Source organism: Pseudoalteromonas sp. APC 3224 (assembly GCF_030407535.1).
In the GTDB taxonomy this organism is placed as follows: Bacteria; Pseudomonadota; Gammaproteobacteria; order Enterobacterales; family Alteromonadaceae; genus Pseudoalteromonas.
The window spans coordinates 60,827-87,818 of sequence record NZ_JASDDF010000010.1 but is presented as its reverse complement, the minus strand read 5'-3'; the positions used below and the strand labels follow the sequence as shown (position 1 = coordinate 87,818).

The 26,992-nt window shown below is 40.8% G+C and carries 24 protein-coding genes and 1 tRNA gene; 2 read left to right on the top strand and 23 right to left on the bottom strand.

Annotation, left to right across the window (positions count from 1 at the left end; all coding sequences use genetic code 11):
• Positions 1 to 27: 27 nt before the first annotated feature.
• The gene (locus QL989_RS07255) at positions 28 to 1,638 is read left to right on the top strand and encodes a M28 family metallopeptidase (protein ID WP_290169363.1); all 1,611 of its coding nucleotides are present in this window, start codon (positions 28 to 30) and stop codon (positions 1,636 to 1,638) included.
• A gap of 66 nt (positions 1,639 to 1,704) precedes the next feature.
• On the opposite strand, the gene QL989_RS07250 is transcribed toward QL989_RS07255, so the two are convergent.
• From QL989_RS07250 to QL989_RS07140, 23 genes are all read right to left on the bottom strand, one after another.
• Complete coding sequence (locus tag QL989_RS07250) at positions 1,705 to 1,920, bottom strand: EF-hand domain-containing protein (protein WP_290169361.1); 216 nt, start codon at positions 1,918 to 1,920, stop codon at positions 1,705 to 1,707.
• 69 nt (positions 1,921 to 1,989) lie between these two features.
• Positions 1,990 to 2,202 (bottom strand): calmodulin, encoded by a 213-nt coding sequence (locus tag QL989_RS07245; protein WP_010391414.1) that lies wholly within the window; start codon positions 2,200 to 2,202, stop codon positions 1,990 to 1,992.
• Positions 2,203 to 2,357: 155 nt separating this feature from the next.
• Positions 2,358 to 2,570 (bottom strand): EF-hand domain-containing protein, encoded by a 213-nt coding sequence (locus QL989_RS07240; RefSeq protein WP_010391413.1) that lies wholly within the window; start codon positions 2,568 to 2,570, stop codon positions 2,358 to 2,360.
• Positions 2,571 to 3,108: 538 nt separating this feature from the next.
• Positions 3,109 to 3,324, bottom strand: a complete 216-nt coding sequence (locus tag QL989_RS07235; RefSeq protein WP_010391412.1) for a TIGR02450 family Trp-rich protein — start codon at positions 3,322 to 3,324, stop codon at positions 3,109 to 3,111.
• Positions 3,325 to 3,750: 426 nt separating this feature from the next.
• Positions 3,751 to 5,991, bottom strand: a complete 2,241-nt coding sequence (locus QL989_RS07230) for a heavy metal translocating P-type ATPase (protein ID WP_290169356.1) — start codon at positions 5,989 to 5,991, stop codon at positions 3,751 to 3,753.
• Positions 5,988 to 6,425: a MerR family transcriptional regulator gene (locus QL989_RS07225; RefSeq protein ID WP_054202164.1), complete on the bottom strand. Its 438-nt coding sequence runs from the start codon at positions 6,423 to 6,425 to the stop codon at positions 5,988 to 5,990. The genes QL989_RS07230 and QL989_RS07225 overlap by 4 nt, the downstream gene beginning before the upstream one ends.
• Positions 6,426 to 6,583: 158 nt before the next feature.
• Positions 6,584 to 7,078 carry a DUF2059 domain-containing protein gene (locus QL989_RS07220; protein WP_055011750.1) on the bottom strand — a complete coding sequence of 165 codons (495 nt, stop codon included), beginning with the start codon at positions 7,076 to 7,078 and terminating at the stop codon, positions 6,584 to 6,586.
• 132 nt (positions 7,079 to 7,210) lie between these two features.
• The gene (locus tag QL989_RS07215) at positions 7,211 to 7,543 is read right to left on the bottom strand and encodes a Na+/H+ antiporter subunit G (protein WP_008114566.1); all 333 of its coding nucleotides are present in this window, start codon (positions 7,541 to 7,543) and stop codon (positions 7,211 to 7,213) included.
• A 9-nt stretch (positions 7,544 to 7,552) separates the two neighbouring features.
• On the bottom strand, positions 7,553 to 7,822 hold the full coding sequence (locus QL989_RS07210; protein WP_008114565.1) for a K+/H+ antiporter subunit F: 270 nt from the start codon (positions 7,820 to 7,822) through the stop codon (positions 7,553 to 7,555).
• Positions 7,816 to 8,352: a Na+/H+ antiporter subunit E gene (locus QL989_RS07205; RefSeq protein WP_054202162.1), complete on the bottom strand. Its 537-nt coding sequence runs from the start codon at positions 8,350 to 8,352 to the stop codon at positions 7,816 to 7,818. Before QL989_RS07205 ends, QL989_RS07210 begins: the two co-directional genes overlap by 7 nt.
• A complete protein-coding gene (locus QL989_RS07200) occupies positions 8,352 to 9,869 on the bottom strand; it encodes a monovalent cation/H+ antiporter subunit D (RefSeq protein ID WP_178955594.1) in 1,518 nt (505 codons plus the stop codon). Before QL989_RS07200 ends, QL989_RS07205 begins: the two co-directional genes overlap by 1 nt.
• Positions 9,866 to 10,213: a Na+/H+ antiporter subunit C gene (locus QL989_RS07195; protein WP_054202160.1), complete on the bottom strand. Its 348-nt coding sequence runs from the start codon at positions 10,211 to 10,213 to the stop codon at positions 9,866 to 9,868. The genes QL989_RS07200 and QL989_RS07195 overlap by 4 nt, the downstream gene beginning before the upstream one ends.
• On the bottom strand, positions 10,213 to 13,005 hold the full coding sequence (locus QL989_RS07190) for a monovalent cation/H+ antiporter subunit A (RefSeq protein WP_290169351.1): 2,793 nt from the start codon (positions 13,003 to 13,005) through the stop codon (positions 10,213 to 10,215). The genes QL989_RS07195 and QL989_RS07190 overlap by 1 nt, the downstream gene beginning before the upstream one ends.
• Positions 13,006 to 13,259: 254 nt before the next feature.
• Complete coding sequence (locus QL989_RS07185) at positions 13,260 to 14,399, bottom strand: hypothetical protein (RefSeq protein ID WP_290169349.1); 1,140 nt, start codon at positions 14,397 to 14,399, stop codon at positions 13,260 to 13,262.
• Positions 14,383 to 15,255: a lipoprotein NlpI gene (nlpI, locus tag QL989_RS07180; protein ID WP_290169346.1), complete on the bottom strand. Its 873-nt coding sequence runs from the start codon at positions 15,253 to 15,255 to the stop codon at positions 14,383 to 14,385. Before nlpI ends, QL989_RS07185 begins: the two co-directional genes overlap by 17 nt.
• A 347-nt stretch (positions 15,256 to 15,602) precedes the next feature.
• Positions 15,603 to 17,729: a polyribonucleotide nucleotidyltransferase gene (gene pnp / locus QL989_RS07175; protein WP_054202157.1), complete on the bottom strand. Its 2,127-nt coding sequence runs from the start codon at positions 17,727 to 17,729 to the stop codon at positions 15,603 to 15,605.
• A gap of 343 nt (positions 17,730 to 18,072) precedes the next feature.
• Entirely contained in the window at positions 18,073 to 18,342 is a 270-nt protein-coding gene (gene rpsO / locus QL989_RS07170) for a 30S ribosomal protein S15 (RefSeq protein ID WP_006793376.1), read from the bottom strand.
• A 109-nt stretch (positions 18,343 to 18,451) separates the two neighbouring features.
• A complete protein-coding gene (gene truB / locus QL989_RS07165) occupies positions 18,452 to 19,396 on the bottom strand; it encodes a tRNA pseudouridine(55) synthase TruB (RefSeq protein WP_008114547.1) in 945 nt (314 codons plus the stop codon).
• Complete coding sequence (gene rbfA, locus QL989_RS07160) at positions 19,396 to 19,803, bottom strand: 30S ribosome-binding factor RbfA (protein ID WP_008467148.1); 408 nt, start codon at positions 19,801 to 19,803, stop codon at positions 19,396 to 19,398. Before rbfA ends, truB begins: the two co-directional genes overlap by 1 nt.
• 157 nt (positions 19,804 to 19,960) lie before the next feature.
• Positions 19,961 to 22,618 carry a translation initiation factor IF-2 gene (gene infB / locus QL989_RS07155; protein WP_290169342.1) on the bottom strand — a complete coding sequence of 886 codons (2,658 nt, stop codon included), beginning with the start codon at positions 22,616 to 22,618 and terminating at the stop codon, positions 19,961 to 19,963.
• Positions 22,619 to 22,643: 25 nt separating this feature from the next.
• Positions 22,644 to 24,143: a transcription termination factor NusA gene (gene nusA, locus QL989_RS07150; protein ID WP_010391392.1), complete on the bottom strand. Its 1,500-nt coding sequence runs from the start codon at positions 24,141 to 24,143 to the stop codon at positions 22,644 to 22,646.
• Between the two features lie 38 nt (positions 24,144 to 24,181).
• On the bottom strand, positions 24,182 to 24,637 hold the full coding sequence (gene rimP, locus QL989_RS07145; protein ID WP_008114543.1) for a ribosome maturation factor RimP: 456 nt from the start codon (positions 24,635 to 24,637) through the stop codon (positions 24,182 to 24,184).
• Positions 24,638 to 24,916: 279 nt separating this feature from the next.
• Positions 24,917 to 24,993, bottom strand: a tRNA-Met gene (locus QL989_RS07140).
• A 292-nt stretch (positions 24,994 to 25,285) separates the two neighbouring features.
• Here QL989_RS07140 and QL989_RS07135 point away from each other — a divergent pair.
• A complete protein-coding gene (locus tag QL989_RS07135) occupies positions 25,286 to 26,839 on the top strand; it encodes a cryptochrome/photolyase family protein (protein WP_290169338.1) in 1,554 nt (517 codons plus the stop codon).
• Positions 26,840 to 26,992: the final 153 nt, after the last annotated feature.

Genomic DNA, 26,992 nt, shown 5'->3' with positions numbered 1-26,992 from the left:
CGAAAAAAATTATTATTTTAAGTAGTTATGTCTTATATAAAAATCACTGCACTTTTTTTAGCTATTGCACTAACGGGTTGCTCTGAGCCTACAACTCCAGCTTCATCTCTTGAAAACAGCTCAGGCGTTAGTTTAAACAATCTTAAGCAGCATATTAAAACCTTAGCATCAGATGACTTTGAAGGACGCGGCCCGCTTACCTTAGGTGAAGTTAAAACCGTTGGTTATTTAAGTGAGCAATACCAAGCAATGGGGTTGTCTGGCGCGTATCAAGGGAAGTATTTACAGCCAGTTAAAATGGCCATGCTAACTGCAGATCAAAACATGCAATTAACTATGGGGAAGCTTAGCTTTATTGCAGGTAAAGACTTCACCGCCCGTACAAAGCAGTTACAGCCGATTATTGATGTCCGCAATAGCGATATTGTGTTTGTTGGTTATGGAATTAACGCGCCAGAATATAACTGGAACGACTATGCCAATGTTGATGTAACCGATAAAACCGTTATTGTGCTGGTGAACGATCCGGGCTTTGCCACCCAAGACGATACACTATTTACAGGCAATGCCATGACCTACTATGGCCGCTGGACTTATAAATATGAAGAAGCCGCGCGCCGAGGTGCAAAAGCGGTATTTATTGTTCATGAAACAGCCCCAGCCGCATACCCTTGGGGCGTGGTTGAAAGCTCAAACACGGGCACCAAGTATAGCTTGATGGACAACAACCTTAATGCATCTGAACTGCCAGTTATGGGCTGGTTAACACTTAATGCGGCTGAACAAGTATTCGCATCGGCAAACTTAAATTATCAACAATTAAAGCAACACGCATTAAGTAAGCAATTTCAAGCCAAGGAATTGAACTTAAAGGCGAACCTTGCATTTAAAAATGAAGTGTCACACGCTAAATCACATAATGTGGTTGCACAAATTACAGGCAGTGAAACCCCTGACGAATACGTTATTATTAGTGCCCATTGGGACCATTTTGGTACTAAACAAACCGACAGTGGACCTAAAATTTATAATGGCGCAGTCGATAATGCTTCAGGCACCGCTGCAACACTTGAAATAGCTCGCATTATGAGCAAGATGCATCAACAAAAGCCGTTTAAGCGCTCAATCCTGTTTGCTAACTTTACTGCCGAAGAAACAGGTCTAATTGGCTCAGAAGAATTTGCCAATGGGAACATGATTGCCACCAAAAAAATGGTCGGATTATTAAATATCGATGGTATGAACGTGCTCGATGAAACCGATTATATTTTGCAATACGGTAGCAACTTATCCGAAATGGAGCATTACTTAGCAAGCGCGGCTAAAGCACAAGGACGCGTGGTAAAAATGGATCCTCGCCCACAAAATGGATTGTTTTTTAGATCAGATCATTTCTCACTCGCTAAACAAGGCGTGCCAAGTTTACTGTTTATGAGCTTAGGTGATACCGACCCTGACTACATCAGTCATAAATACCATAAAGAAGCCGACGACTATTCAGATACATGGTCACTAGCTGGTGCAAAACAAGATATCGAGCTGGTTATAGATATAGCCAGTCAACTTGCCAATAATGGCGATTGGCCTAAGTGGACAAGCGAGTCTGATTTTAAAGCCAAACGTTTAGAAGATAAGTAAATAAAAAAGCAGCCGAGAAATTATTCGGCTGCTTTTATCTGTATCGTTAAAGATTGTGCATGTTTGTTACTGAACTTTAGCAAATTCTTGCTGAGATAATTCACCATTCCCGTCAGTATCTAAGTCATCAAATAATTTAGCTAATTGTGAATTAGCTTGTGCTTCAGACTGGCTAATAACGCCGTCGCCATCAGAATCAAAAGAATCAAAGTCAACCGCAGCAAAAGCGGCAGAAGACGAAGCAAGTGCAATTAAAGCAAGCGTTTTAGTAAATGTTTTCATAATAAATCCTTAGCTTAATAAAAAAGTGGGTAAGAAATCCTTTTCAAAGATCCTTAGGGAATTATAAAGTTAGTATGCTGAAAATTCGTCTTTAGAAAGTTCACCATTGCCATCTACGTCCAGCTCTGCAAACTGCTCCATAAGTTCGGCCGCAACCGATGCTTCAGCTTGGCTAATTGCGCCACTACCATCTACATCAAGAGTTTCAAAGTCTGTGCTGGCAAATACTGCAGATGAAGAAGCAAGTGCCATAAGTACAAGAGTTGACTGTAATTTTTTCATAATATTAATCCTTCAAAGTATGCAATGTTTGGGTATAAATTAATTAACTCAACGCTACAGCCGTACATCCTAGTTATTCTCTTTCATAGGCTCCCTTGCCTATTTAGGTTGTCTTTGGCAACTCAGAATATGTAATAGCGTTGAACATTGGCCTTTTAAGCCTTAGAAAATTCTGCTTTAGAAAGCTCGCCGTTTTTATCCGTATCAAGCTCTGTAAACTTACTCATAAGTGAGGCATCTACTGATGCTTCAGCTTGGCTTATTGCGCCATTACCATCCACATCCAGTGTGTCAAAATCTGTTGCAGCAAACGCCACAGATGAAGAAGCAAGTGCCATTAATACCAGTGTTGATTTAAATGTTGTCATAACGTAATTCCTTCATTGGGTTGTAAGGCTAAGCGTTAAGCTTAATCACTTTTTGCTAAATACAGCTTAGGTATTACAACTTCGATGCCATGTTTAATTTTTTATTTATAAACAATAAGTTAAAAATAAAAATGTGATTTTTACTTAAAAATACCTCGTATTTTGTTGCTCTTTTGCAACAGCTACTTTTAACTAAAAAGATATCCTTTAAAATTCAAAAAGTTAAACCTCCTAAAAAAGACACACCTATCTCTAATTAAACACAAAACAACAAGACTGAGCCGCTATAGGAATAAATCGCCACTGAACAAACTAACAACGCGAAATTAAACAGCTTAATTTAAATATGTAACAAATTGAAAATAAACAACTTAAATTGATTTGTAGAAAAATATAAATTAATTTTTTTAACGGGGAGAGAAAAAGCAAGGATTTGTCGCCGTATGGCGAATAAATACTTAAAGTAAGGAATGAATCTCGTGCGGGATTCTAATTTGATATCACTCATACCCACTTATTTGGGCATGAGTACAAGCGGTCACTTCCAGCCTTGGCGCCACCTTTGTTCATCTTTTAAATCGCGCCACTGAATAGGATATTGATTTTTTGACATCACCGCTTCAGTGATACATTCAATCACATTAGCGTCTTCATCAAATTCTACCTCAACAATAATAAAGTGCTTTTCTTTATTAATAGCTGGGATGGCAGTCCATTTACTATTTAGCAGTTTTTTAGGGTTTAATTTATTCATACTACACCTTTTATGTTTTCTGCTTGAGAATACGTATCAGGGATACGTTTAGTTTTATTAAAAAACCAAAAACTTCCCTTTAAAGATTTGTATTTAGCAATGAAAAGCATATTCTCCAGCATCAAACGAAAGTAATTCAATAGCCGCATTTTCACCTATACTTGGCGTTTCACGAGTTTGAGCGGGGGAAATCACTGTTTCAGCGCAAGGAGAACCGTCTTGTCGATTCAGGGTCAGAGGCCTGTTCGCTGCTACCTTAATATACGCTGGATAATTAATACACCCCGTTACCCAAAGTAATGGCTATTTGATTGCTATGACTGTTTACTTCGGCTCATACAACCAAAACCAATAAATAATAGCGACAATAAGTAAAACGCCTAATAAATTAATTAATAACACAATTAAATCCCCTATAAAATAAAGTTACGAGTTACTGGCTTTAAAATAACGTAATCGGTTTGCATTAGTGACTACAGTAAGCGATGATAAAGCCATTGCCGCGCCAGCTACGACTGGGTTTAGTAGTAAACCAAAAAACGGATACAACAGCCCGGCAGCAATCGGAATACCCGCAATGTTATAAATAAACGCCCCAAACAAATTTTGTTTAATATTAGTTATGGTTGCGCCACTAATTGCAATGGCATCTGCAAGACCATGAAGTGAGCCTCGCATCAGCGTTATATCCGCACTTTCAATAGCTACATCTGTACCAGTGCCAATGGCAAATCCAACATCGGCTTGTGCCAACGCTGGCGCATCATTTATACCATCGCCAGTCATGCCCACAATTTCACCTTGAGATTGGCGCTTAGTCACTTCACCGGCTTTATCATCTGGCATTACTTGCGCTATAAAGTCTGTAATACCGACTTTGCTGGCAACGGCTTTAGCGGTCGCTTGGTTATCGCCTGTCAGCATAACCACCTGCATACCTTTATTTTGTAAGCGCTTAATAGCTTCAGCTGAATCTTCTTTTATTGGGTCAGCAACCGCAATAATGGCATGTAATTGATTGCCAATAGCAAAGTACATCGGCGTTTTAGCAGCGCTAGCAAGCTGCTCCGCTTGCGGTATTGCCTCTGCAATATCTATATTGTGGCTTTTCATTAGTGCCTGATTGCCAAACAATAGGCTTTGCTCATTAATGGTACCGATGACACCTTGCCCAGTGATAGCATTAAAATTACTGACTTTTTCAAGGGTAATATTTTGGTTTTTAGCATAATTAACAATGGCTTCGGCTAATGGATGCTCAGAACTACTTTCAAGACTAGCTGCTAACTTTAGCACCTCGGTACTGTCGCTTTGGTTGAACGTAACCACATCGGTCACGGTTGGCTTACCTGCGGTTATAGTGCCTGTTTTATCTAAGATCATGGTGGTGATTTTAGCTGTTGTTTGTAGCGCTTCACCGTTACGAATAAGTATACCCGACTGAGCAGCTTTACCTATGCCGACCATAATTGACATCGGTGTAGCTAAGCCAAGTGCACACGGGCAAGCAATAATTAAAACTGTGGTTATTGCAACAACCGCATAAGCAATACTCGGCTGTGGGCCAAAGTTAAGCCATGCTAAGCCTGCTAGCACCGCAATAATCATCACTGTGGGTACAAATATGCCTGAAATAACATCAGCTAAGCGTCCAATTGAGGGTTTAGAGTTTTGTGCACGTTTAACCATATTAATAATATTCGCTAAGGTGGTTTCGCTGCCTATATGGGTTGCTTTAAACAACAAAGTACCACTTTTATTAATACTGCCAGCAACAACCTTGTCACCCTCACCCTTATTAACCGGCATCGGTTCACCAGTGAGCATTGATTCATCTAGTGTACTGCTACCTTCAATAACATCTCCATCGACTGAAATTTTCTCTCCAGGGCGGACACGAATCAAGTCACCTTTAATAACTTGGCTTATAGCTACATCTTGCTCTTGGTTATCTCGGATCACCCGTGCCGTTTTAGGTTGTAAACCAATTAAGCGTTTAATAGCCTCAGAGGTACGCCCTCGCGCCTTTACTTCAAAAGCTAAGCCAAGACTAATTAAGCCTATGATCATTGCTGAGGCTTCAAAATAAACGTGCCTAGCCACCTCTGGTAATAGACTTGGCATGCTCACCACCACCATTGAATATAGCCAGGCTGTTCCCGTACCAAGCGCAATCAAGGTATCCATATTAGCCGTATGATTTTTAAATGACTGCCATGCGCCAGTATAAAATTGCTTACCCGACACAATCATTACGACTAACGTCATCACTCCAACAATAAACCAGCTAATGCGCTGAGTTTGGGTGGTGACACTCATATCAAAAATTAAACCATAAAGCATTAATGGCGCACCCAAACCCAATGCCAATACCATATTGCGCATAAGTTTTTTGTAGTGCGCGTTATCAGCTTCGGCTTTTTCATCTAGGGCGTCTTGTTGAGAATCACTATTCATAGGTTTAGCTTGATAGCCAATATCAGCGACAGCGTGCATTAGCTGCTCAGCCTTAGCAGAACCTTCTACTTGCACAGTTCGATCGGCAAAGTTCATTTCAACACGCTGCGCACCCTCTACACTTTTCAGTGCTTTCTCTATTTTAGCCACGCAACTGCCACAATTTGCGCCTTCAATCATAAAGTTTTGCGTGGTGGGTTGATTACTCATAACGCTTCCTTAGTATTTTTAACTTCAGAGATTGGATCAACAAAGGTCTCTATTAAGCTACATATATCTGCACTTACACCCCCATCAGGCGATTTATCCCACTGTTTAACCGCTGCTTGCATTCGCGTGCGTAATTTAAGTGTTTCTTGAAAGTGCTGCTCTGTTTCCTCTAGTCGCTTTGCTATTAATTGTCGTGTGAGCGGACAAGGGCACTGCCCTTGGTCCGACTGTGCAATAATTTGTTGAATATCTTTTATTGAGAAACCGAGTTGACGCGCACTAATGATAAACTTTAAACGTTGCTGATCGGCTGCGGTATACTCTTGATAACCATTGCGCTCACCACGAATAGGATTAAGCAGCTTTATTCGCGTGTAATGACGAACCGTGTCTTGGGTCACGCCCATAGTATTGGCTAATTGCTTTACGTACATCATTAAACCTCTGGCTGGCTATGTAATGACAACATAATAAACCTATGTGTAACACATAGGTCAACAATTAATTAAGTATATGGCTGGGAGTGTGGAAGAAAGTTAAGATAAGAGCAGCCACAATATGTGACTGCTAAATTTGAGAGCTACTGTAGTGCTTAGTTTGCTTTGCTTCGAGATTGCTTAAGTGCTTCACCAAGCTCACCCGCAATTGCTTGAATTTCAGGCATAGCGTCTTGTACTAAGGCTTGTGACATTTGCATTGATTCTTGCATTACTTGTGGCATTTTCTTCAAAATAGCCTGCCCTGACTCTGTCTTATAAAAAGCTAACATGTCGCTAATTTCTTGTTCAGTAAATTGTTTATCGTAGAGGTTAATCATCATCGGCTGCATTTTTTGCCAGCTCATTTTTGTTTTTAATACCTCGGTCATATCAGCATAATATTTGTCGAAAATTGCTTTCTCATCTGGCTTTACGCCCATTTGCACTGACATATTTTGCATCATACCCTCAACTTGCGCATACATGGAGTCAACCATGGCATCCATGTTCATCACCTCTACCAGCTCATCAATTTTTTGCTGTTTGGCAGTTTGCGCTGCAAGGTTAGTTGAAAAAATTAAAAGTGAAAGCAGTATTACCTTACCCATATTAATATCCTTTTTGTATTTGAATTAGCGTCATAATCACATGTTCAACAAGTGTTGTAAATGGGGACAACCAAAAAACGAAAAAGCCGAATAACAGGTGTTTATTCGGCTTTTAATCGTTTATTCCCAGAGCTAATCTTTTTCGATATTATCGAGCCCTTTCGTTCCCTCTTTAGCTTTAAGTTTATGATGAATAGCGGTTTTAATCAGCATATAGCCACTAATAGGTGCTGTGATTAATAGAAATATAGTGATTAATATTTCTTTTACACTTAAGCCACTGACTGAATTAGCAAAAAATACCATAGCAGCGGTAAGTATACTCGCCATACCTAAAGTGGTGGCTTTTGTTGGCCCATGTAAACGCATGAAAAAATCAGGCAATTTGATTAAGCCAATTGAGCCAATTAAAATAAATAACCCGCCTAACAGCAGCAATATTGATACGATCCATTCACTTATCATTTTAATACCTTACTCAATTATGTCGCCACGAAGTAAATACTTACATACTGCTACCGTACTTATAAACCCAAGCATGGCAATAAGTAAGGCTGCTTCAAAGTACAGCCCCGTGCCCATGCTAATGCTATATAAAATAATCAGTGCAATCACGTTAATGTACATAGTATCGAGCGCTAAAATACGATCCGGTACTGATGGGCCAATAATAAGTCGCCATAGATTAAGTAATAACGACAACCCAACCATTGAAAAAACAATCAGTAATACTGTATCTAACATTGAAATATCTCCTTTAGGGGAGCTTCGTAACGTGCTTTTATTTGTTTAATAAGCGCTTGCTCATCATCTAAATCTAACACGTGAATTAATAAATAACGCTGTACCGGTTCATCGTCTTCATTAAGCGATTTAATCAGCGGGTAAACCTCGGCACTTACCGTACCCGGCGTTAAAGACACGCAGCTTGCTAAAATAGTAATTGGCATTTCATGCATTAAATCTATAGGCACTTTAACAAAGCCTGGACGCAGATTTTTTGAAGGGCCCAGTATTAATAATGCCACTTGCAAATTAGCCACTATAATATCGTAAAGTACGATTAGTAATTGCTTAAGTGCTAGCCCCGGCTTTAATATCAGCGGTTGCGGGTCTCTAAACGACATACTAAATAACGGTATTAGCAACGCGAGTAGCGCCCCTAATATAATATGCCCTACCGACACACTGTTATTTAACAAGAGCCATACTATAAATAAAAATAAACTACGAAACGGCGTAGGTAACCAACCAAAACGAGCTTGTAAGCGCATTACATACCTCCCTTAAGTACCGCATTAATACCACCACTAATATCGTGAAGCTGTGTTGCCGCCTCGAGGGCGTACTGTGTTGCCACGTCACCAAAAATAACCAGTAGTATTGAGCTTGCCAATAAACCAACTAACACGGTCACTTGTAGCGGATGGGCATTGGCAACATCGCTAGCATCACCTGTTTTGTCTTTTCGTTCCCAAAACAAACTAGTGCCCGCACGTGATATAGCCACAATTAGCGCTAAGCTCATAATTAAGTAAACAGGCCAAAATACCAGTGCTTGCTCGCTATTTAAGGTCGTTTTTAAAATCCAAATTTTGCCAACAAAGCCCGAAAAAGGTGGCATACCAATAACGGTTAAACCGGCAATAATAAAACACGCCCCTAATAAAAATGGTTGTTTTACTGCACGACCTCCAACTAATCGATCACCAGCTTTACCTCGTTGTGTTGCAATTAAATCAGCAAGTAAAAATAGCGCCGCAGTCACTAACGTTGAATGCACTAAATAGTAAAGCAATGCAGCGGTGGCATTTATGTTTTGTAGTGCGACTAATGCCACCAACGTCCCTACAGAAACCAGTACTAAATTAGCGGTAAGCTTACGTAAATCTTGTGCGGCTAACACCCCTATTGCGCCAATCACTATGGTGGCAATAGCCAGCGCCCATAACCAAGACTGCGCCATATGCTCAAGTTCGCCAGCTTGTTCACCAAAAATAACCGTGTATACACGTAAGGTTGCGTAAACACCAACTTTAGTCATAATCGCAAATAATGCAGCAACCACAGGTGTGGCACTTGAGTAGGCGTTTGGTAACCATAAATGCAATGGTAATAACGCACTTTTAAGTGCAAACACCACCAATAGCAGTAAACCACCTGCCTTCGCTAAATAAACATCATCACCAGTTAGTTGCGGTACTTTATTGGCCATATCAGCAATATTTAAGGTGCCTAATACACCGTATAAAATACCTAAACCAATTAAAAATACGCTTGAACCAACTAAATTTAAAATAACGTAATGCAGAGCCGCGCGCGTTTTGGGTTTACCGCCACCGTGCATTAACAGCGCATAAGAGGCAATTAATAACACTTCAAAAAATACGAAGACGTTAAATAAATCCCCTGTTAAAAATGCACCATTTACCCCTAATATTAAAAAATGGATTAAAGGGTGAAAAAAGCTACCTTGTTCATCATCACCAGCACAGCCATATAAAGCCACGCCAACCCCCAAAAAGGCGGTTAAAGTGACTAACAAGGTCGAGAGCATATCTGCAACCAGTACAATACCAAATGGTGCAGACCAGTTACCTATTGCATAAACAATAATACCGTTATCTTTAACCTGAACCAGCAGTAATACTGTGACTGCAAAGGTTAAAATAGCCATTAAGCTAGACATAAATCGGCGTGCAAATAAGCTTTTGCCACACGGTGGGAGCAACAAAATAATTGCCGCTAGCATTGGCAGTAAAATAGGCAAAGATGCTAAATGCTGAATCATTTTCTCTCCTTGCGTTTATTTTTAGTTAGGGTGCCATCAACATGGTCGTTGCCTAAATCTGCTCGGCCTCGAATAGATAAAATAACCACAAACGCAGTCATCGCAAAGCCAATTACAATGGCTGTTAACACTAAGGCTTGTGGTAGCGGGTCAGCGTAATCAGCGCCAGTCCCTAGTACCACGGCTTTATTAATTGTTAAGCGCCCTGATGAGAATAAAAACAAATTAACCGCGTAAGAAATCATTGTCAGCCCCAGTACCACTGGGAATGTACGTGCTCTTAGCAATAAAAACACGCCACAGGTGACTAACACGCCAACGCAAGATGCGTATAACAGTTCCATTAAATATTTACCTCTTCTTTCTCTGCGTTCGCGGTCATATTACCTAAGCTCGCAAGGATCATCAGCGTAGCGCCAACAACAGTTAAGTACACGCCCAAGTCAAATACAATGGCGCTGGCAAGCTCTGTTTTACCAACAAACGGAATATCAAAGTAATCAAACCAGGTAGTTAAAAATGGCTTGTCAAAGAACCAACTTCCCACACCTGTAAACATGGCAATAGCAATACCTGATGCAATAATTTTTCGATAGTTAACATCAAAGCGTTCATTTATCCACGCAGTACCATGCGCCATATATTGTAAAATAAAGGCAATAGAAGTTACGAGGCCTGCTATAAAGCCTCCTCCAGGTAAGTTATGACCGCGTAGGAAAATATAAGCAGACACTAATAGCGCTAATGGCAGTAAGCTTTGAGAAATACAAGCCAATAAAATAGGATGGCGATCTTTAGACCATGGACGCCCTTCACTATCGCTCGCTGGCATATAAAGTGGAATTCTTGATAACAGTTTAAATATGCCCAGTGCGGCAATACCTAGTACAGTAATTTCACCTAAAGTATCAAAGCCCCTAAAATCAACCAAAATAACGTTAACTACATTAGTGCCACCACCGCCTGTTTTGGCGTTAGCAATAAAGAACTCAGAAATTGAATCAAGCGGACGAGTCAGTAAGGCGTAACAAATACTAGCAATTATGATCCCCACGGTAGAGGAAATAACCACATCACGTAAAATACGCAATGAGCTTGACTCTCTTGGCGTGCTTTGAGGTAAGAAAAACAGTGCCAACATTAATAGTATAATAGTGGCTACTTCTACAGTAAGTTGCGTTAAGGCCAAGTCAGGCGCTGAAAAACGGGTAAACGCCACCGACACCATTAACCCCACAATCGACAGCATTAATAACGACACCATTCGAATTCGATGCCAAATAACGGTAGCAATTGCACCTATTATGAGTAGTCCTGCACCAATTGCGTTTTGAATATCAACCGGTGTATTAGGCACGCTACCGGCTAGCTGCTTCATTTCAAATAATGGCCAACCAGAGGCAAGTAATACAACGCCTAACATTATAAATACATAACGTTGTAATGAGCCATTTTCTGTTGATTGGATTTTGTTTTGACACCAATTGACCACTACCGCTAAAAAACGCTCGAAGATTTTTTTAGCGTTAAAAGGAGGTAACGACGCTTGGAACTGGAACAAGTACTTACGATTAACGTAAATAAATAAACCACCAATTACCGCCATACCACTCATAAGTAGAGGTAAGTTGAAACCATGCCAAATAGTCAATTTATACTCAGGCATTGCTTCACCAAGTACGGCTAGTGAAGCGGCCGATAAAATACCATCAACGGCAAAGTGTGGAAAAATACCCACTAAAATACACAGTACCACTAAGATTTCTATAGGCACACGCATATAACGCGGTGCTTCATGAGGGGTACGTGGTAAATCAATGGGCTCACCATTAAAGAACACGTCATGAATAAAGCGTGATGAGTACGCCACCGACAACGCACCCGCTACAGTTGCCAGCACCGGGATTAGCCACGACATTGAGCCAAGTACCTGCTGATGCAGTGTCTCAGCAAAGAACATCTCTTTTGATAAGAAACCATTTAACAACGGTACACCTGCCATAGCGGCAGCAGCCACCATCGCCAAGGTGGCCGTATAAGGTAAGTAGCGCCACATGCCATTGAGTTTACGCATATCACGAGTACCGGTTTCATGGTCAATAATGCCGGTTGCCATAAATAACGACGCTTTAAACGTCGCGTGGTTAATAATATGAAAAATAGCGGCAACGGTCGCAAGCTGTGTATCTAGGCCTAGTAATAATGTAATTAAACCCAAATGACTAATCGTTGAATAGGCTAACAAGCCTTTTAAATCATGTTTGAATAACGCGATATAAGCGCCAAATAATAATGTGGTTAAACCGGTCAAACCGACTAATAAAAACCAGGTATCGGTACCCGCCAATGCGGGGTAAAAACGCGCAAGTAAAAAGATACCTGCTTTTACCATAGTGGCAGAGTGTAAATACGCACTAACCGGCGTAGGTGCAGCCATGGCATGCGGTAACCAAAAATGAAACGGAAATTGTGCAGATTTAGTAAAAGCACCCAGTAAAACTAATACCAGTGCTAATTCATATAAGTCGTGAGATTGAATAATCGCTTTGCTAGCTAAAATGGTATCTAAGTCGTAACTTCCAACAATATCGCCTAACAACATTAAACCACCCAGCAAGGCTAAACCACCTGCGCCGGTTACTGCTAATGCCATGCGCGCCCCCTTGCGCGCCTCTGATTTGTGCCACCAGTAACTGATCAACAAGAACGAGCTAATACTGGTTAGCTCCCAAAATACCCATAACTGAATCACATTGTTTGACATAACAATGCCCAGCATGGCGGTCATAAATAACATTAAGTAGCTAAATAGCTTTGGCAGCGAATCATTTTGACTTAGGTAATAACGGGCATACAAAATAACCAGCAGCCCTATTCCTAAAATCATAAATAAAAACAGTAAACTCAAGCCATCTAAGCGTAAGGAAATATCCAGCCCTAAAGCAGGTATCCATTGTGCGCTAAAACGAATGGTTTCTCCCGCGAGAACCGCAGGCGCATGATAAAGTGTAATTGCAAGCGCGGCTAAAGGCGCAATAGCCGTTAGGCTCGTTGCCTGATTTCGAGAAAGTTTGCCGGTGCATGCAGAAATAACACTGCCTAATAAGGATAACAGGGGTATCCAGAGCAAAGTCATAATGAAGGGCCTTTTTGAATCATAAAGTTTATCAATTCGCTACTTGTTATTATTAAATACCAAAGTGACTTGGGTATACGTTTTATGTCTGTTTTTTAACAACATTAATACGTACAGTTATACTGATAAACGCAGTTTTTGTCTATAGAAAGCGCCGCTAGCAGGATAATAATCAAACAAAAATGCCTATAAATTCATGAACTGAAGTAAAACAAGCTTAGCTTTTAAACAGTTTACGGCAGAGTCTATAACCACTAAAATCGTGCAAATAGATCAGCATTGAGTGCTATATGGGTCTGCCACAAAATACGGTATTGCGCTGATAGCCCTAACTGTTGATATTGCATAATTGACCACTGTGCACTGGGCTTATAAGCAGTGCCACCTTGTTGGCAACTTTGGCTTTTGTGCCACCCTTTGGGAGCATCTGATTTTTTTGCAATAAATAAGTTAGGAGCAACAAACCCATCAAGCTGACATAACCACGCTTGCTTTTTTGCTGGTAAAGCGTACTCATCTTCAAAGCCATTAAAGTGCATTAATTCATGCAAAAAAACCGCGTAGCTAGCCTGTGAATTAATATGCATTAAACCATTTTTTACACTGGCAGTACCTTGTTTGGGCATCATAACGGCAAAATCGAACCCAGTGGGAAGGCGCTTTTTAAGCGATGATTGTTGCCAATTGCACTTCGCACGTTTGGATTCAGTACTATTGCAACTAATTGCATTACCCACATAAACTGGTTTTGAAAAACAAAAGGTATTGAGACTCGGCTCTGGGTTTTGAAAGTACGCGTTACGAAATTGATTGAGCCTGTATAAACCATCACGGTGATCGCTCAACATTAATACATTAAATGTACACTGCTTTTGTATCTCAACTTGCTCGTTTGCAAGTAAAAACCCTAACTTATCCATGAATGATGCACTCAATGTTTCTATGGGTGCTTGTTGCTGTAATTGCAGATGATAAAAGATATCGCCTTTAGGAAGCTTATTTTGATTTTTTAGTAGCGCTAAATCCTGCCAACGCTGTTGCGAAAATAACGAGTCGGCGAGTTTTTTTTGCTGTGCTCGTGTAATTTTATCCAAACTTGCTTGCCAAAATAGTTTAGCCGTTTCAGTTTGATTATTGCTTAATAATGACAACCCATAGCCATATTGAGCATCCGCTATTTTATTGCGAGCTAAGGTTGCTAAGGCTGTGGTGGGTAATTGTAATATGTGGTTTGCAAAGTAACGAGGGAATTGCCAATAACTGTCAATCACATTGGCCTTGGCATGTAATACTTGCCAAAAGCCAATGCTATTTTGTTTATTACTCGAGCCACTAATAACGCTAGCGCACAGTAATAAAGCACTTAGTTTTAAATAATTAGCCAGCGCTTTCACTGGCCATCAACTCAAGCTCTAAACGCGCATACTTATATTCTATAAATTCATGTACGTTCGTTGCTAGCGCCAATTTAAAGTAATCTGTGGCAATTGAGAGCTCACCTGCGGCTTGGTGCTGTTTAGCTAAGTAAAAATAAGCTTCACATAAACGCTGAGCGTATTCTTGTTGTGAACTTACACCATCGGCTATGCCTGAAAAAAAGGCTTGTTCGCTCATATCACCCACATATAAAGCAATAAGTTGGTACGCCCATTCATTCTCATCAAGAGCCGCTGCATTGGCTTTTAACGCAGCAAGTGCCGCAGTTTTATCTTGTGCCGCTTGAGCTAAATAAAGCCACAATACACGGTAAGGATCGTTAGGAGAGCGCTCCAAGAACGTTTTAAAGTCATCCTTTGCAAGCGTCGCTCTATCGCCATAGTACAAGGCAATACCACGATTTAAATACGCATATTCATGTTCTTGGTCTAACTCTATGGCTGAATCAAAATACTCGTACGCTTTTTCGTATTGCTGCATCAAGGTATGTTGAATTCCCAAAAAGTTATACACTTCAGCCAAATCGGGCTTAAGTTTAACTGCTCGGTTAAAATCAATTCGCGATAAAGTCGTCATACCTAAGCTATCAAACAGTACTCCACGGTCATAATAGAGCTTTGCTTGTTGCTCTGTACTCAAGTCTGCTCTGTTTAATAGTTCTGAAAAACGTGCAATGGCAATTTCATTTCTAAAATCTGATGCAAGCGGTGCAGTAAATGGCACATTAATAATAGCAGCGGGTTTAGTAGTAGCCTGACAAGCGCTTAAAGACAAAATAGCAAAAGATGCCAAGGCTAAATGTTTAAGTCTCATTAAAATCCTTAATACCGAGGTAAGTAGCAAATAGATAAGACATAAGCTGTCTTGTAAGGTTCATTCCTGTTATGTGTTATTAATACCAACCGGCATAAATATTTGAACAATTTAACGAATTAAATACCCCTATAACGTTGTTAAAATTTTTTATTTAGAACAACTAGATATCAAAAATTTTGCCTAGTTATAGAGCAATTTTCTTATCGTTAAAATAAGTCCCATATCCAAGCAGGTTGATATAAGTATGATGAACACAATTAATTGCTAACATTAAAGCATAAAAAAAGGGGCTAAACAGCCCCTTTTTATACTATCCAGTAATTATCTGGATGAAAGTTTAGCAATTACGCGTCTTTAGACTCGTCAGCTGCAGGTGCTGCTGATTCCATTGCTTCTTTAATACTTAGACGTACACGGCCTTGACGGTCTACTTCTAGTACTTTAACTTTAACTTCTTGACCTTCGCTAAGGTGATCAGCAACGTTGTTAACACGCTCAGTGCTGATTTGTGAGATATGCACTAGGCCATCTTTACCAGGAAGAATGTTTACAAACGCACCGAAATCAACGATACGTACCACTTTACCTTCGTAGATAGTACCTACTTCAAGCTCAGCAGTTAATTGCTCAATACGGCTAATTGCATTTGCTGCACTTTCACCGTCTGTAGCAGCAATCTTGATTGTGCCATCATCACCGATTTCAATCGTAGTACCCGTTTCTTCAGTAAGCTGACGGATAGTTGCGCCACCTTTACCGATAACTTCTGCGATTTTCTTCTGTGGGATTTGCATCGTGTAAATACGCGGAGCAAACATAGATAACTCTTCAGAAGGTGCAGAAATCGCTTCGTCCATTACATTTAGAATGTGTAAACGTGCAGCTTTCGCTTGTTTAAGCGCGATTTGCATGATTTCTTGAGTAATACCTTCAATTTTGATATCCATTTGCAGTGCAGTGATACCGTTAGTTGTACCCGCTACTTTAAAGTCCATGTCACCTAAGTGATCTTCATCACCTAAGATATCTGAAAGAACAACAAAGTTTTCTTCTTCTTTAACTAAGCCCATTGCGATACCCGCAACTGAGGCTTTAATTGGAACACCTGCGTTCATAAGCGCTAAAGACGTACCACAAACCGATGCCATTGAAGATGAACCATTTGATTCAGTAATTTCAGATACAACACGGATTGAATATGGGAAGTCAGTCAATGTTGGCATTACAGCTTGGATACCACGCTTAGCTAGGTTACCGTGGCCGATTTCACGACGCTTAGGAGAACCAACAAAACCAGTTTCACCTACACAGAACGGAGGGAAGTTATAGTTAAGCATAAAGTGGTTTTTGTGCGTGCCAGTTAAATCGTCGATTAACTGTGAATCACGTTCTGTACCAAGTGTTGCTGTTACTAATGCTTGCGTTTCACCACGTGTGAAGATTGCAGAGCCGTGAGTACGTGGAAGTACGCCCGTCATTACATCTAGAGCACGGATCATATCTGGTTCACGACCATCGATACGTTTTTCGCCAGCAGCGATACGGCCACGAACGATTTTCTTCTCAAGTGAACCGAATACTTTACCTACTTCTTGCTTATCAAGCGTTTCGCCTTCAGCAAGTTCGCTTGTTAGTGCTTCAACAACCGCATCTTTTGCAGCAGTTAATGCTTCTTTACGCGCTACTTTATCAGTAATACGGTAAGCTTCGCCTACTTTATCAGCAGCAAGAGTTGCTACTTTCTCTTCTAATGCAACGTTTTTCTCAGGTGCAGTCCAATCCCAAGTAGGCTTGCCTGCTTCTGCTTTAAATTCGTTAATTGCATTGATGATAGACTGTGATTGCTCATGGCCGTATACAACCGCGCCTAGCATTACGTCTTCAGCAAGTACGTCTGCTTCTGATTCAACCATAAGTACTGCGTTATCAGTACCAGCAACAACTAAGTCAAGTTGGCTCTCTTCAAGCTCTTTTAGTGTCGGGTTAAGTACGTATTCACCGTTAATGTAACCAACACGTGATGCACCAATTGGACCGCTGAACGGGATACCAGAGATAGCAAGTGCTGCTGATGTACCAATCATCGCAACCATATCAGGTTGGATTTCAGGGTTTACAGAAACAACAGTCGCGATAACTTGTACTTCGTTTACGAAACCATTTGGGAAAAGTGGACGAATTGGACGGTCAATAAGACGTGCAATAAGTGTTTCGCCATCGTTAGGACGACCTTCACGCTTAAGGAAACCACCTGGGATACGACCAGCAGCGTACATACGCTCTTGGTAGTTAACTGTTAGTGGGAAGAAGTCTTGACCTGGTTGAGCTTCACGCTTACCAACAACCGTTACTAGTACTGACGTGTCGCCAATGCTTGCTAGTACTGCGCCGTCAGCTTGACGAGCGATAGCACCTGTTTCTAGCGTCACTGTGTGTTGACCTAGTTGAAATTCTTTTATAATTGCTTGCACTTAAAATATTCCTTAAATGTATTTTTAGTATTAATTAAGTTTTCATCAAAGTACCAATTACAGTACATAATTGTATTCAGTTGGAAATCAATTAAGTACTACAATTGGCAATGATGTAAATAACCGTAAATAAACCTTTTTATCTACGCGCCATAGTATATAACAAAGTCAGGTAAAATTGCGAGCTTAGTCCAGAGATAAACGCATTGCTAAATTATGTACTTTGCTGTTACTTACAATGTGGCTTTTAGCTGATATTTCAAGGGGATTAATCGATGTGGGTATGGGGAAATTTAGACACAAAAAAAGGAGCTAAAAAGCTCCCCTTTTGATAATCAAGTTCTTAGCGACGTAGGCCAAGCTCTTTGATTAACGCAGTGTAACGCGAGATATCTTTACCTTTAAGGTAATCAAGCAGTTTACGGCGAGTGCTTACTTTACGAAGCAGACCACGACGTGAGTGGAAGTCATGCTTGTGATCAGCAAAGTGACCTTGAAGCTTGTTGATATCAAAAGTAAGTAATGCTACTTGTACTTCAGGTGAACCAGTGTCGCCTTCAGCGCGTGCGAATTTAGCAATGATATCGATTTTTTCTTGATTGCTTAGTGACATAATAACTCCAAAAGTTAAATTTAATAGGTGCTTTAGCCGATCACTAATTCAGCCAAAACGATTAAGCGGGCGTATTCTACCAATTATCAGCATAACTACAAGTTAAACTTTACTCTGGTTGTTGATTAGACAAGCCGCGCTTTGATTTTAAATGGCCATCAGGATTACGTTCGCCCGTACCAATAAATATTCCGTCAGCCAGTACCTTTATTGCACCTTCAGGCAGGGCTTTACCCAACACCACAGCTTGACCATGGCTAAATGCCATTCCCTGCTCTTTAGTAATTTCCACAACGGGTAAATCAACTAACGCGGTATCCATTGGCAATAATAGTTCGTCAAGGTAAGTGGAAGGCGCAACGTCTTGTTCTTTCGCTTGATTTAATAACGTTTCTAACTGCTCAAGTGTGACCATTTTATCTGCAGGGTAATGCCCTACAGCACTACGATGCAGCATAATCACATGCGCGCCGCAGCCTAAGTTTTCACCTAAATCATCAACGATAGTACGAATATACGTACCTTTAGATACATGTGCGGTCATTTGTATTTCGTTAGCTTGCTCATCAAACTCATCAAGCGTTAAGCTAAATACGTTAATTTTTCGACATTTGCGAGGAACTTCTATGCCTTCACGCGCATATTTATATAAAGGTTTACCTTCATATTTAAGCGCTGAATACATTGATGGATATTGGTCTGACTCACCTAAAAACTTAGCAATCTCTTCGCTTAGCAATTGGGAAGTAACATTCACATCGCGAGTTTCGACCACTTCGCCATCAGAGTCTGATGTGGTAGTACGTTCACCTAGCTTAGCTCGAACAACATAGGTTTTATCTGTATCGAGTAAAAACTGGGTAAACTTAGTCGCTTCACCAAAACAAATTGGCAGCATGCCGGTCGCAAGCGGATCAAGCGCACCTGTGTGCCCCGCTTTTTGCGCAAAATAAATACCTTTAGCCTGCTGTAATGCCTTGTTTGATGAAATGCCTTCTGGTTTGTTTAACAACAAAATACCATCAACTGGACGGCCTTTACTGCGTCTTGCCATTAGTCTTTAGTGCCTTCTTCGCTATCTGTTTCATCATCAACATGCTTAGCATTATCTTCACGAATGATAGAGTCCACTAAGTTAGAGATGCGCATCCCTTCCATTAATGAGTTATCAACCACAAATTTAAGCTCTGGCATAATACGTGCGCGAATACGTTTACCTAGTAACGAACGGATATAGCCTGTTGCTTCGTTCAGTACTTTTGCACTCTGTTTTGCTGCATTTTCGTCTTCAGTGTTAAACACCGTGATAAAAACTTTGGCATAAGATAAATCGCGCGATACTTCTACCGCAGACACTGTCACCATGCCTAAGCGCGGATCTTTAATTTCGCGTTGTAGAATCACAGCAATTTCTTTTTGAATTTGCTGAGCAACACGATCAGTGCGAGAAAATTCTCTCATTTCACTTTCCTAAAATTATAACTTATTGAAAAACAATAATAAGTTAACTAAATAATGGATACACAAATGGGGGCTGAGCCCCCATTTAAAATCTTAGCATAGGTTATGTTGGGCTATCGAGGTACGACCTTGAATGTCCAACAACACCTAACAACAATTAAAGACTACGTTGTACTTCAACTGTTTCAAATACTTCGATTTGGTCACCAACGCGAACGTCATTGTAGTTCTTAACGCCGATACCACATTCCATGCCGTTACGAACGTCTTGTACGTCATCTTTAAAGCGACGTAATGACTCAAGTTCGCCTTCGTAAATAACCACGTTATCACGAAGTACACGAATTGGTGCGCTACGTTTGATAGTACCTTCAGTAACCATACAACCAGCAATTGCGCCAATTTTTGGAGACTTAAATACATCACGTACTTCAGCAAGACCAATGATCTCTTGTTTAAACTCAGGAGCAAGCATACCAGACATGGCTTGCTTAACTTCTTCGATAAGTGCGTAAATTACGCTGTAGTAACGAAGGTCTAAGTTTTCAGAGTCAATCACTTTACGCGCTGATGCATCGGCACGAACGTTAAAGCCAACTACGATTGCGTTAGACGCTGCAGCAAGAGTTGCATCTGTTTCAGTGATACCACCAACACCAGAACCAACAATCTTCACTTTTACTTCATCAGTAGAAAGTTTAGTTAGTGAGTCTGAAATTGCTTCAATTGAACCTTGAACGTCTGCTTTAAGTACCACGTTAACTTCAGACACGTCGCCTTCAGTCATGTTAGTAAACATGTTTTCAAGCTTCGCTTTTTGCTGACGCGCTAATTTAACATCGCGGAATTTACCTTGACGGTAAAGTGCAACTTCACGTGCTTTACGCTCGTCTTTAACAACTGTCGCTTCATCACCTGCAGCTGGAATACCAGAAAGACCTAAAATCTCAACAGGAATAGAAGGACCCGCAGATTTAATGTCTTTACCGTTTTCATCGCGCATTGCACGAACACGGCCATACTCAAGACCACATAATACAATGTCACCTTGGTTAAGCGTACCTGATTGAACAAGGATAGACGCTACTGGACCACGGCCTTTATCAAGACGTGATTCAATAACAACACCTGCAGCCATACCTTCGCTAGGTGCATTTAGTTCTAACAGCTCAGATTGCATTAATACTGCTTCTAAAAGGTCATCAATACCAAGACCTGTTTTAGCTGAGATGTGAACGTATTGCGTATCACCGCCCCAATCTTCTGGGATAACGTCTAGCTGAGCTAGCTCGTTTTTAACACGGTCTGGATCTGCGCCTTCTTTATCCATTTTGTTAACAGCAATGATTAAAGGAACGCCAGCTGCACGAGCATGCTGTACCGCTTCTTTAGTTTGTGGCATTACACCATCATCGGCTGCAACTACTAGGATTACGATATCAGTCGCTTTTGCACCACGAGCACGCATAGATGTAAATGCGGCGTGACCCGGAGTATCTAGGAAAGTGATCATGTTGCCGTTAGTTTCAACGTGGTATGCACCAATGTGCTGCGTAATACCACCGGCTTCGCCTGAAGCAACTTTAGCTGAACGAATGTAATCAAGCGTTGACGTTTTACCGTGGTCAACGTGACCCATAACAGTTACTACTGGAGCACGAGGCTCAGACTTACCATCTTCATGGCGGTCGTTAAGTACTGTTTGCTCTAATTCGTTTTCTTTAACGATGATAACCTTATGGCCCATTTCTTCTGCAACAAGTTGCGCAGTTTCTTGGTCAATAACTTGGTTAATCGTAACCATGTCACCCATTTTCATCATTGTTTTTACAACTTCAGCGCCTTTAACAGCCATGCGTGACGCAAGCTCAGCAACTGTAATTGTTTCACTAATACGCACTTCGTTTTTAACATCAGCCGTTGGTTTTTGGAAACCGTGCTGTAATGACGCTGGCGCTTTTAGCTTACCTTTTTTACCTTTAGACGCTACAAATTTATCTTTTGCTGGCGCTTTTTTCTTTTTCTTCGCACGGCGTGAGCCTTGCTCTTCGCGAGCATCTGCTACATCTTCTGCTTCACGTGCGTAAGTTGAAGTCGTAAGGTGGTGATCCGCGGTTTCTTCGCGTTTCTTACGTTCTTCTTCTTCTTTCTTCCAGCGTGCTGAATTCTCTTCAGCTAGCTTTCTTGCCTCTTCTGCTTGACGTTTCGCTTCTTCTTCAGCTTTCTTCAATGCGGCCTCTTCTGCTTCTTTTTGCAGACGCTCAGCTTCGATGCGATCTTTCTCAGACTTAGCACTTTGCTCAGGGGTCATCTGCTGTTGTTTCGCTTTACGCTCAGCATCTGCTTTGCGTTTAGCTTCTTCTTTGGCTTTACGATCAGCGTCTTCTTTCGCTTTACGTTCTGCCTCTTGTTTCGCTTTCAATTCTGCGGCTTCTTGTTCAGCTTTTTGCTGCTCTTCAAGACGCGCTTTTTCTTCAGCGGCTAGACGTTGCTGTTCTTGCTCTTGCTCAACAGCACTTTTTTTCACGTAAGTGCGGGTTTTGCGAACTTCAACTTGCACAGCCTTTGCTTTACCCGTAGAGCCAGTCACACTTAATGTGCTTTTGCTCTTACGTTGCAATGTCATACGCGCTGGACCTTCAGATCCAGTACCGCCATGTTGCTTGCTTAGGTGATCAAGTAACGTTGCTTTTTCAGCTTCTGTTACATTATCGCCTGCTTGTTTAGTAATACCGGCTTGTGAAAACTGCTGTAGCAATTTATCAACAGTTGTACCTATATCACCGGCTAGTTTTTCAACATTTACTTCTGCCATAGTCTCTAATACCTCCGTTAATAAATTACTCGTCTGCAAACCAACAAATATTACGTGCAGCCATAATTAGCTCGCCCGCTTTCTCTGCAGATAGCTCTGTAATATCTACAAGCTCATCAATGCCTTGCTCAGCTAAGTCTTCAAGTGTTACTACACCCTTACTTGCCATAACAAATGCTAAATGACGCTCTAAGCCTTCAAGCGCAAGTAAGTCTTCAGCAGGCTCAGCGCCTTCTAAGCTTTCTTCCGTTTTAAGGGCTTTCGTTGTTAATGCATCTTTTGCACGTGAACGTAATACGTCCACTGTTTCTTCATCTAAGCCGTCGATTTCTAAAAACTCAGAAGCAGGTACATACGCAACTTCTTCAAGTGTTGAGAAACCTTCGTTGATAAGTAATGACGCAAACTCGTCATCAATATCTAAGTTTTCAGTAAATAAGTTAATTAACTTATCTGACTCAGCTTCGTTCTTAGCGCGCATTTCATCAACGGTCATTACGTTTAATTCCCAGCCAGTTAACTGGCTTGCTAAACGTACGTTTTGACCATTACGACCAATAGCTTGTGCTAAGTTATCAGCTTCAACAGCAATATCCATTGAGTGAGTGTCTTCATCCATTACGATTGAAGCCACTTCTGCTGGTGCCATTGCGTTAATAACAAACTGTGCTGGGTTGTCATCGTAAAGTACGATATCAACACGCTCACCGCCAAGTTCTGACGATACCGCTTGAACACGTGCGCCACGCATACCAACACACGCACCTACAGGGTCTATACGCTTATCATTAGACTTAACTGCGATTTTAGCGCGTGAACCTGGATCACGAGCTGCGGCACGTAATTCAATCATCTCTTCGCCAATTTCTGGCACCTCAATGCGGAATAATTCCATCAGCATTTCTGGTTTAGAACGGGTTACAAATAACTGTGCACCACGTGCTTCTGGTTTAACTTCATATAGAAGACCACGAATACGATCGCCTGGGCGGAAGTTTTCACGTGGCAGCATGTCGTCACGGTAAATAACCGCTTCTGCGTTATTACCTAAATCAAGTACGATTGCATCACGCGTTGCTTTTTTAACAACACCCGTTACTAGCTCGCCTTGCTGATCTTTGTACGCTTCAACCACTAAGGCACGCTCTGCTTCACGTACTTTTTGTACGATTACTTGCTTAGCCATTTGTGTTGTTATGCGGTCAAATTTAATTGATTCAATCTGCTCTTCTACGTAGTCGCCCATTTTCAAGTCTGGTTCTTCAACTTGAGCAGCTTCTAACGTGATTTCGCTGTATGGATTCTCTAAAGAACCATCTTCTAATACTTCAGCTATTTGCCAGCGACGGAATGTATCGTAATCGCCAGTTTTACGGTCAATTGCAACACGTACATCAATTTCACCATCATGCTTTTTCTTTGTCGCTGTCGCTAATGCGAACTCTAGAGCTTCAAAAATCTTTTCTTTTGGAACCGCTTTCTCATTGGAAACGGCTTCAGCAACCAATAATATCTCTTTTGCCATGGGTAATGCCTCGCTTGCCCTATTCCTTCGCACTCGAATTAAAACTTTGCGATTATGTTCGCACGTTCAATGTTACTAAGCATGATTAAATGCTCTGCACCATCGCTAGATAATGTGATCATATCGCTGCTAACTGCTATTAAGTCGCCTTTAAAATTACGGCGACCGTCTTGTGGAAGCTTAGTACGCACGCGTACTTCCTCTCCTTGCGCCTGCTCGTAGTGATCTTGTTTGAATAATGGACGATCAACACCAGGAGACGACACTTCCAAATCATATTCGTTTGTAATCGGGTCTTCGACGTCTAAAATCGCACTAATTTGACGACTGGCATCTGCACAGTTGTCAACTGAAATTCCATCCTCGTGAGCAATGTATACTCTTAAGGTAGAATGGCGACCCGCTTGTACAAACTCAAGACCATGTAATTCAAAGCCTAGCATTTCTACCGCAGGCGTTAACATGGTTACTAAATCTTGTTCAAGTTTTGTCACGAAAATCCTCCATACAAACAAAAAAAGGGCTTATAGCCCTAAAATACTGAGTTTAAATTTTGATTTAATCGATAAACATTAAATCAAACGGTGCAGATACAACAACGCCCCGAACCAAGCGGGGCGTCACACCAAAAAACGCAAAACTGTGTGGCCTAGGGCCAAGCTTGGTTGCGAGTCAGTACCCTGACCAAATTAAACTTCATTAGCTTAAACGCAAAACGCGCATTACTTAGAATGCGCGATATAAAGTAGTAAGTTTAAACCTACTATTAAGATTGGTTGCGGGAGCCGGATTTGAACCAACGACCTTCGGGTTATGAGCCCGACGAGCTACCAGACTGCTCCATCCCGCGCCAATAGATAAAAAGTTAATAACTTAATATCGCTGTTAGTAAATTTTATAACCTACTAAACAATGGCCGCTATTATAAGGATGTGCCGCTAAATTAGCAACCATAATAACTAATAAGTTGATAAAAAAAGCAACCTAGTTTATCGCCTTACCTACACTATGTTTGCTATAAAATTTGAATCGTTACAATCAACCGCTGTATTAAATTGCATTCGGTGCTCTATTATTAAGTAACCTTTAGGAAATAGATCGCTTTTAAAAATATCACGTATAAGAGTGAATTTTGGCTAATTATGAAAAAATACAACACACTAAGATTGATTTTAGGTGATCAACTCAATCCTGCTCATTCGTGGTTTAAAGACAAATCCGACGACACAGTATTTGTTATTGCTGAGCTTATGCAAGAAGCACACTATGTAAAACACCATGTACAAAAAATATCAGCCTTTTTTAAAGCCATGGAAAACTTCGCTAATGCATTAAAAGATGCTGGCTTCAATGTTTTACATCTCACGCTAGATGACACCAAAGACGATGATGACTTACCCGCTCTTTTAACGCGTTTAGCCAAGCAGCATGAATGTACCTCTATTGAATATCAATACCCAGATGAGTACCGTTTAAAAACACAACTTCACGAATTCGCGACTAATAGCGAGTTAACGGTGAATGCCTGTGACAGCGAGCATTTTTTATTAGCATTTAACGACATAGATAAACGCTTTAAAAAAGATAAACACGTCACTATGGAGCATTTTTATCGGGCAATGCGTAAGCAGTTTGATATTTTAATGGAAGATGACAAACCTGCCGGTGGGCAATGGAACTTTGATGCCAATAACCGTAATAAGTTTTCAAAAAGTGATTTAGCCGATATCCCCAAACCCAAATTATTTAAAAATGATGTTAACGCCATTATTGAGCGTTTAGATAAACATAAAATAAATTACTTTGGACAGATAGACACGCAATTAAGCTGGCCAACAACCCGTAAGCAAGCAATAAGTGCGCTTGATCATTTTTGTGCACATTTACTGCCTCGCTTTGGTCAATTTCAAGATGCGATGACAGATCAATGCCCTGATAAGGATACCTTTTATCACAGCCGATTATCGTTTGCGTTAAATGCCAAAATTTTACCCCCTCGCTATGTTATCGACCGTGTCGTTAAAGAGTACCAACAACGTCAAGATGAAATATCTATTTCTCAGGTTGAAGGCTTTATTCGCCAAGTACTGGGTTGGCGCGAGTATGTGCGTGGCGTGTATTGGAAAAACATGCCCGATTACGCCAACAAAAACCAGCTTAATGCAACTCGTGCACTGCCGAGTTATTTTTGGAATGGTAAAACAAAAATGAATTGCTTAAGCCACTCATTAACACAAAGCTTAGACAGCGCGTATGCCCATCATATTCAGCGCTTAATGGTAATAGGTAATTTTTGTTTATTAACCGCCATCAGTCCCGATGAAGTAGATGAATGGTATTTAGGTGTTTATATTGATGCTATTGAGTGGGTAGAAATGCCTAACGCCCGAGGGATGAGCCAGTTTGCTGACGATGGCATCATTGCCACTAAACCTTATGCGGCTAGCGGCAACTATATAAATAAAATGAGTGACTACTGTAAAAGCTGCCAATACAAAGTAAAAGAAAAAGTGGGCAAAGACGCGTGTCCGCTAAACAGCCTTTACTGGCAGTTTATGCAAAAACACCGAGAGCGACTTGAGAAAAACCCACGAATAGGCATGGTTTATCGTAATTGGGATAAACAAGATGAATCATTACGCCAAGCAACCTTAGAGCAAGCTAGCAACTATTTAAATAATATTGAAAAGCTGTAAATATAAATGCCTTCAATTGGTGGCAGTATCCTTGATAGTTAATATTAAAGTATCAAAATAGGTAATATTGTTAATTAAATGTTTAATTTATTTGTCATGGCAATGTAATGAGCTTATTTTTTAATAGCACCTCTTACTCCAAACAATGATGAG

Excerpts from the sequence above, each read along its gene's own strand:
- QL989_RS07235 (WP_010391412.1), bottom strand. The coding sequence starts at position 3,324 with ATGAATAAATTAAACCCTAAAAAACTGCTAAATAGTAAATGGACTGCC.
- QL989_RS07240 (WP_010391413.1), bottom strand. The coding sequence starts at position 2,570 with ATGACAACATTTAAATCAACACTGGTATTAATGGCACTTGCTTCTTCA.
- infB (WP_290169342.1), bottom strand. The coding sequence starts at position 22,618 with ATGGCAGAAGTAAATGTTGAAAAACTAGCCGGTGATATAGGTACAACT.
- rbfA (WP_008467148.1), bottom strand. The coding sequence starts at position 19,803 with ATGAGAGAATTTTCTCGCACTGATCGTGTTGCTCAGCAAATTCAAAAA.
- truB (WP_008114547.1), bottom strand. The coding sequence starts at position 19,396 with ATGGCAAGACGCAGTAAAGGCCGTCCAGTTGATGGTATTTTGTTGTTA.
- QL989_RS07135 (WP_290169338.1), top strand. The coding sequence starts at position 25,286 with ATGAAAAAATACAACACACTAAGATTGATTTTAGGTGATCAACTCAAT.
- QL989_RS07215 (WP_008114566.1), bottom strand. The coding sequence starts at position 7,543 with ATGATAAGTGAATGGATCGTATCAATATTGCTGCTGTTAGGCGGGTTA.
- QL989_RS07200 (WP_178955594.1), bottom strand. The coding sequence starts at position 9,869 with ATGATTCAGCATTTAGCATCTTTGCCTATTTTACTGCCAATGCTAGCG.
- QL989_RS07245 (WP_010391414.1), bottom strand. The coding sequence starts at position 2,202 with ATGAAAAAATTACAGTCAACTCTTGTACTTATGGCACTTGCTTCTTCA.
- QL989_RS07210 (WP_008114565.1), bottom strand. The coding sequence starts at position 7,822 with ATGTTAGATACAGTATTACTGATTGTTTTTTCAATGGTTGGGTTGTCG.
- QL989_RS07205 (WP_054202162.1), bottom strand. The coding sequence starts at position 8,352 with ATGCGCTTACAAGCTCGTTTTGGTTGGTTACCTACGCCGTTTCGTAGT.
- nusA (WP_010391392.1), bottom strand. The coding sequence starts at position 24,143 with ATGGCAAAAGAGATATTATTGGTTGCTGAAGCCGTTTCCAATGAGAAA.
- QL989_RS07220 (WP_055011750.1), bottom strand. The coding sequence starts at position 7,078 with ATGGGTAAGGTAATACTGCTTTCACTTTTAATTTTTTCAACTAACCTT.
- nlpI (WP_290169346.1), bottom strand. The coding sequence starts at position 15,255 with ATGAGACTTAAACATTTAGCCTTGGCATCTTTTGCTATTTTGTCTTTA.
- QL989_RS07190 (WP_290169351.1), bottom strand. The coding sequence starts at position 13,005 with ATGACTTTGCTCTGGATACCCCTGTTATCCTTATTAGGCAGTGTTATT.
- rpsO (WP_006793376.1), bottom strand. The coding sequence starts at position 18,342 with ATGTCACTAAGCAATCAAGAAAAAATCGATATCATTGCTAAATTCGCA.
- QL989_RS07255 (WP_290169363.1), top strand. The coding sequence starts at position 28 with ATGTCTTATATAAAAATCACTGCACTTTTTTTAGCTATTGCACTAACG.
- QL989_RS07195 (WP_054202160.1), bottom strand. The coding sequence starts at position 10,213 with ATGGAACTGTTATACGCATCTTGCGTTGGCGTGTTAGTCACCTGTGGC.
- QL989_RS07225 (WP_054202164.1), bottom strand. The coding sequence starts at position 6,425 with ATGTACGTAAAGCAATTAGCCAATACTATGGGCGTGACCCAAGACACG.
- QL989_RS07250 (WP_290169361.1), bottom strand. The coding sequence starts at position 1,920 with ATGAAAACATTTACTAAAACGCTTGCTTTAATTGCACTTGCTTCGTCT.
- QL989_RS07230 (WP_290169356.1), bottom strand. The coding sequence starts at position 5,991 with ATGAGTAATCAACCCACCACGCAAAACTTTATGATTGAAGGCGCAAAT.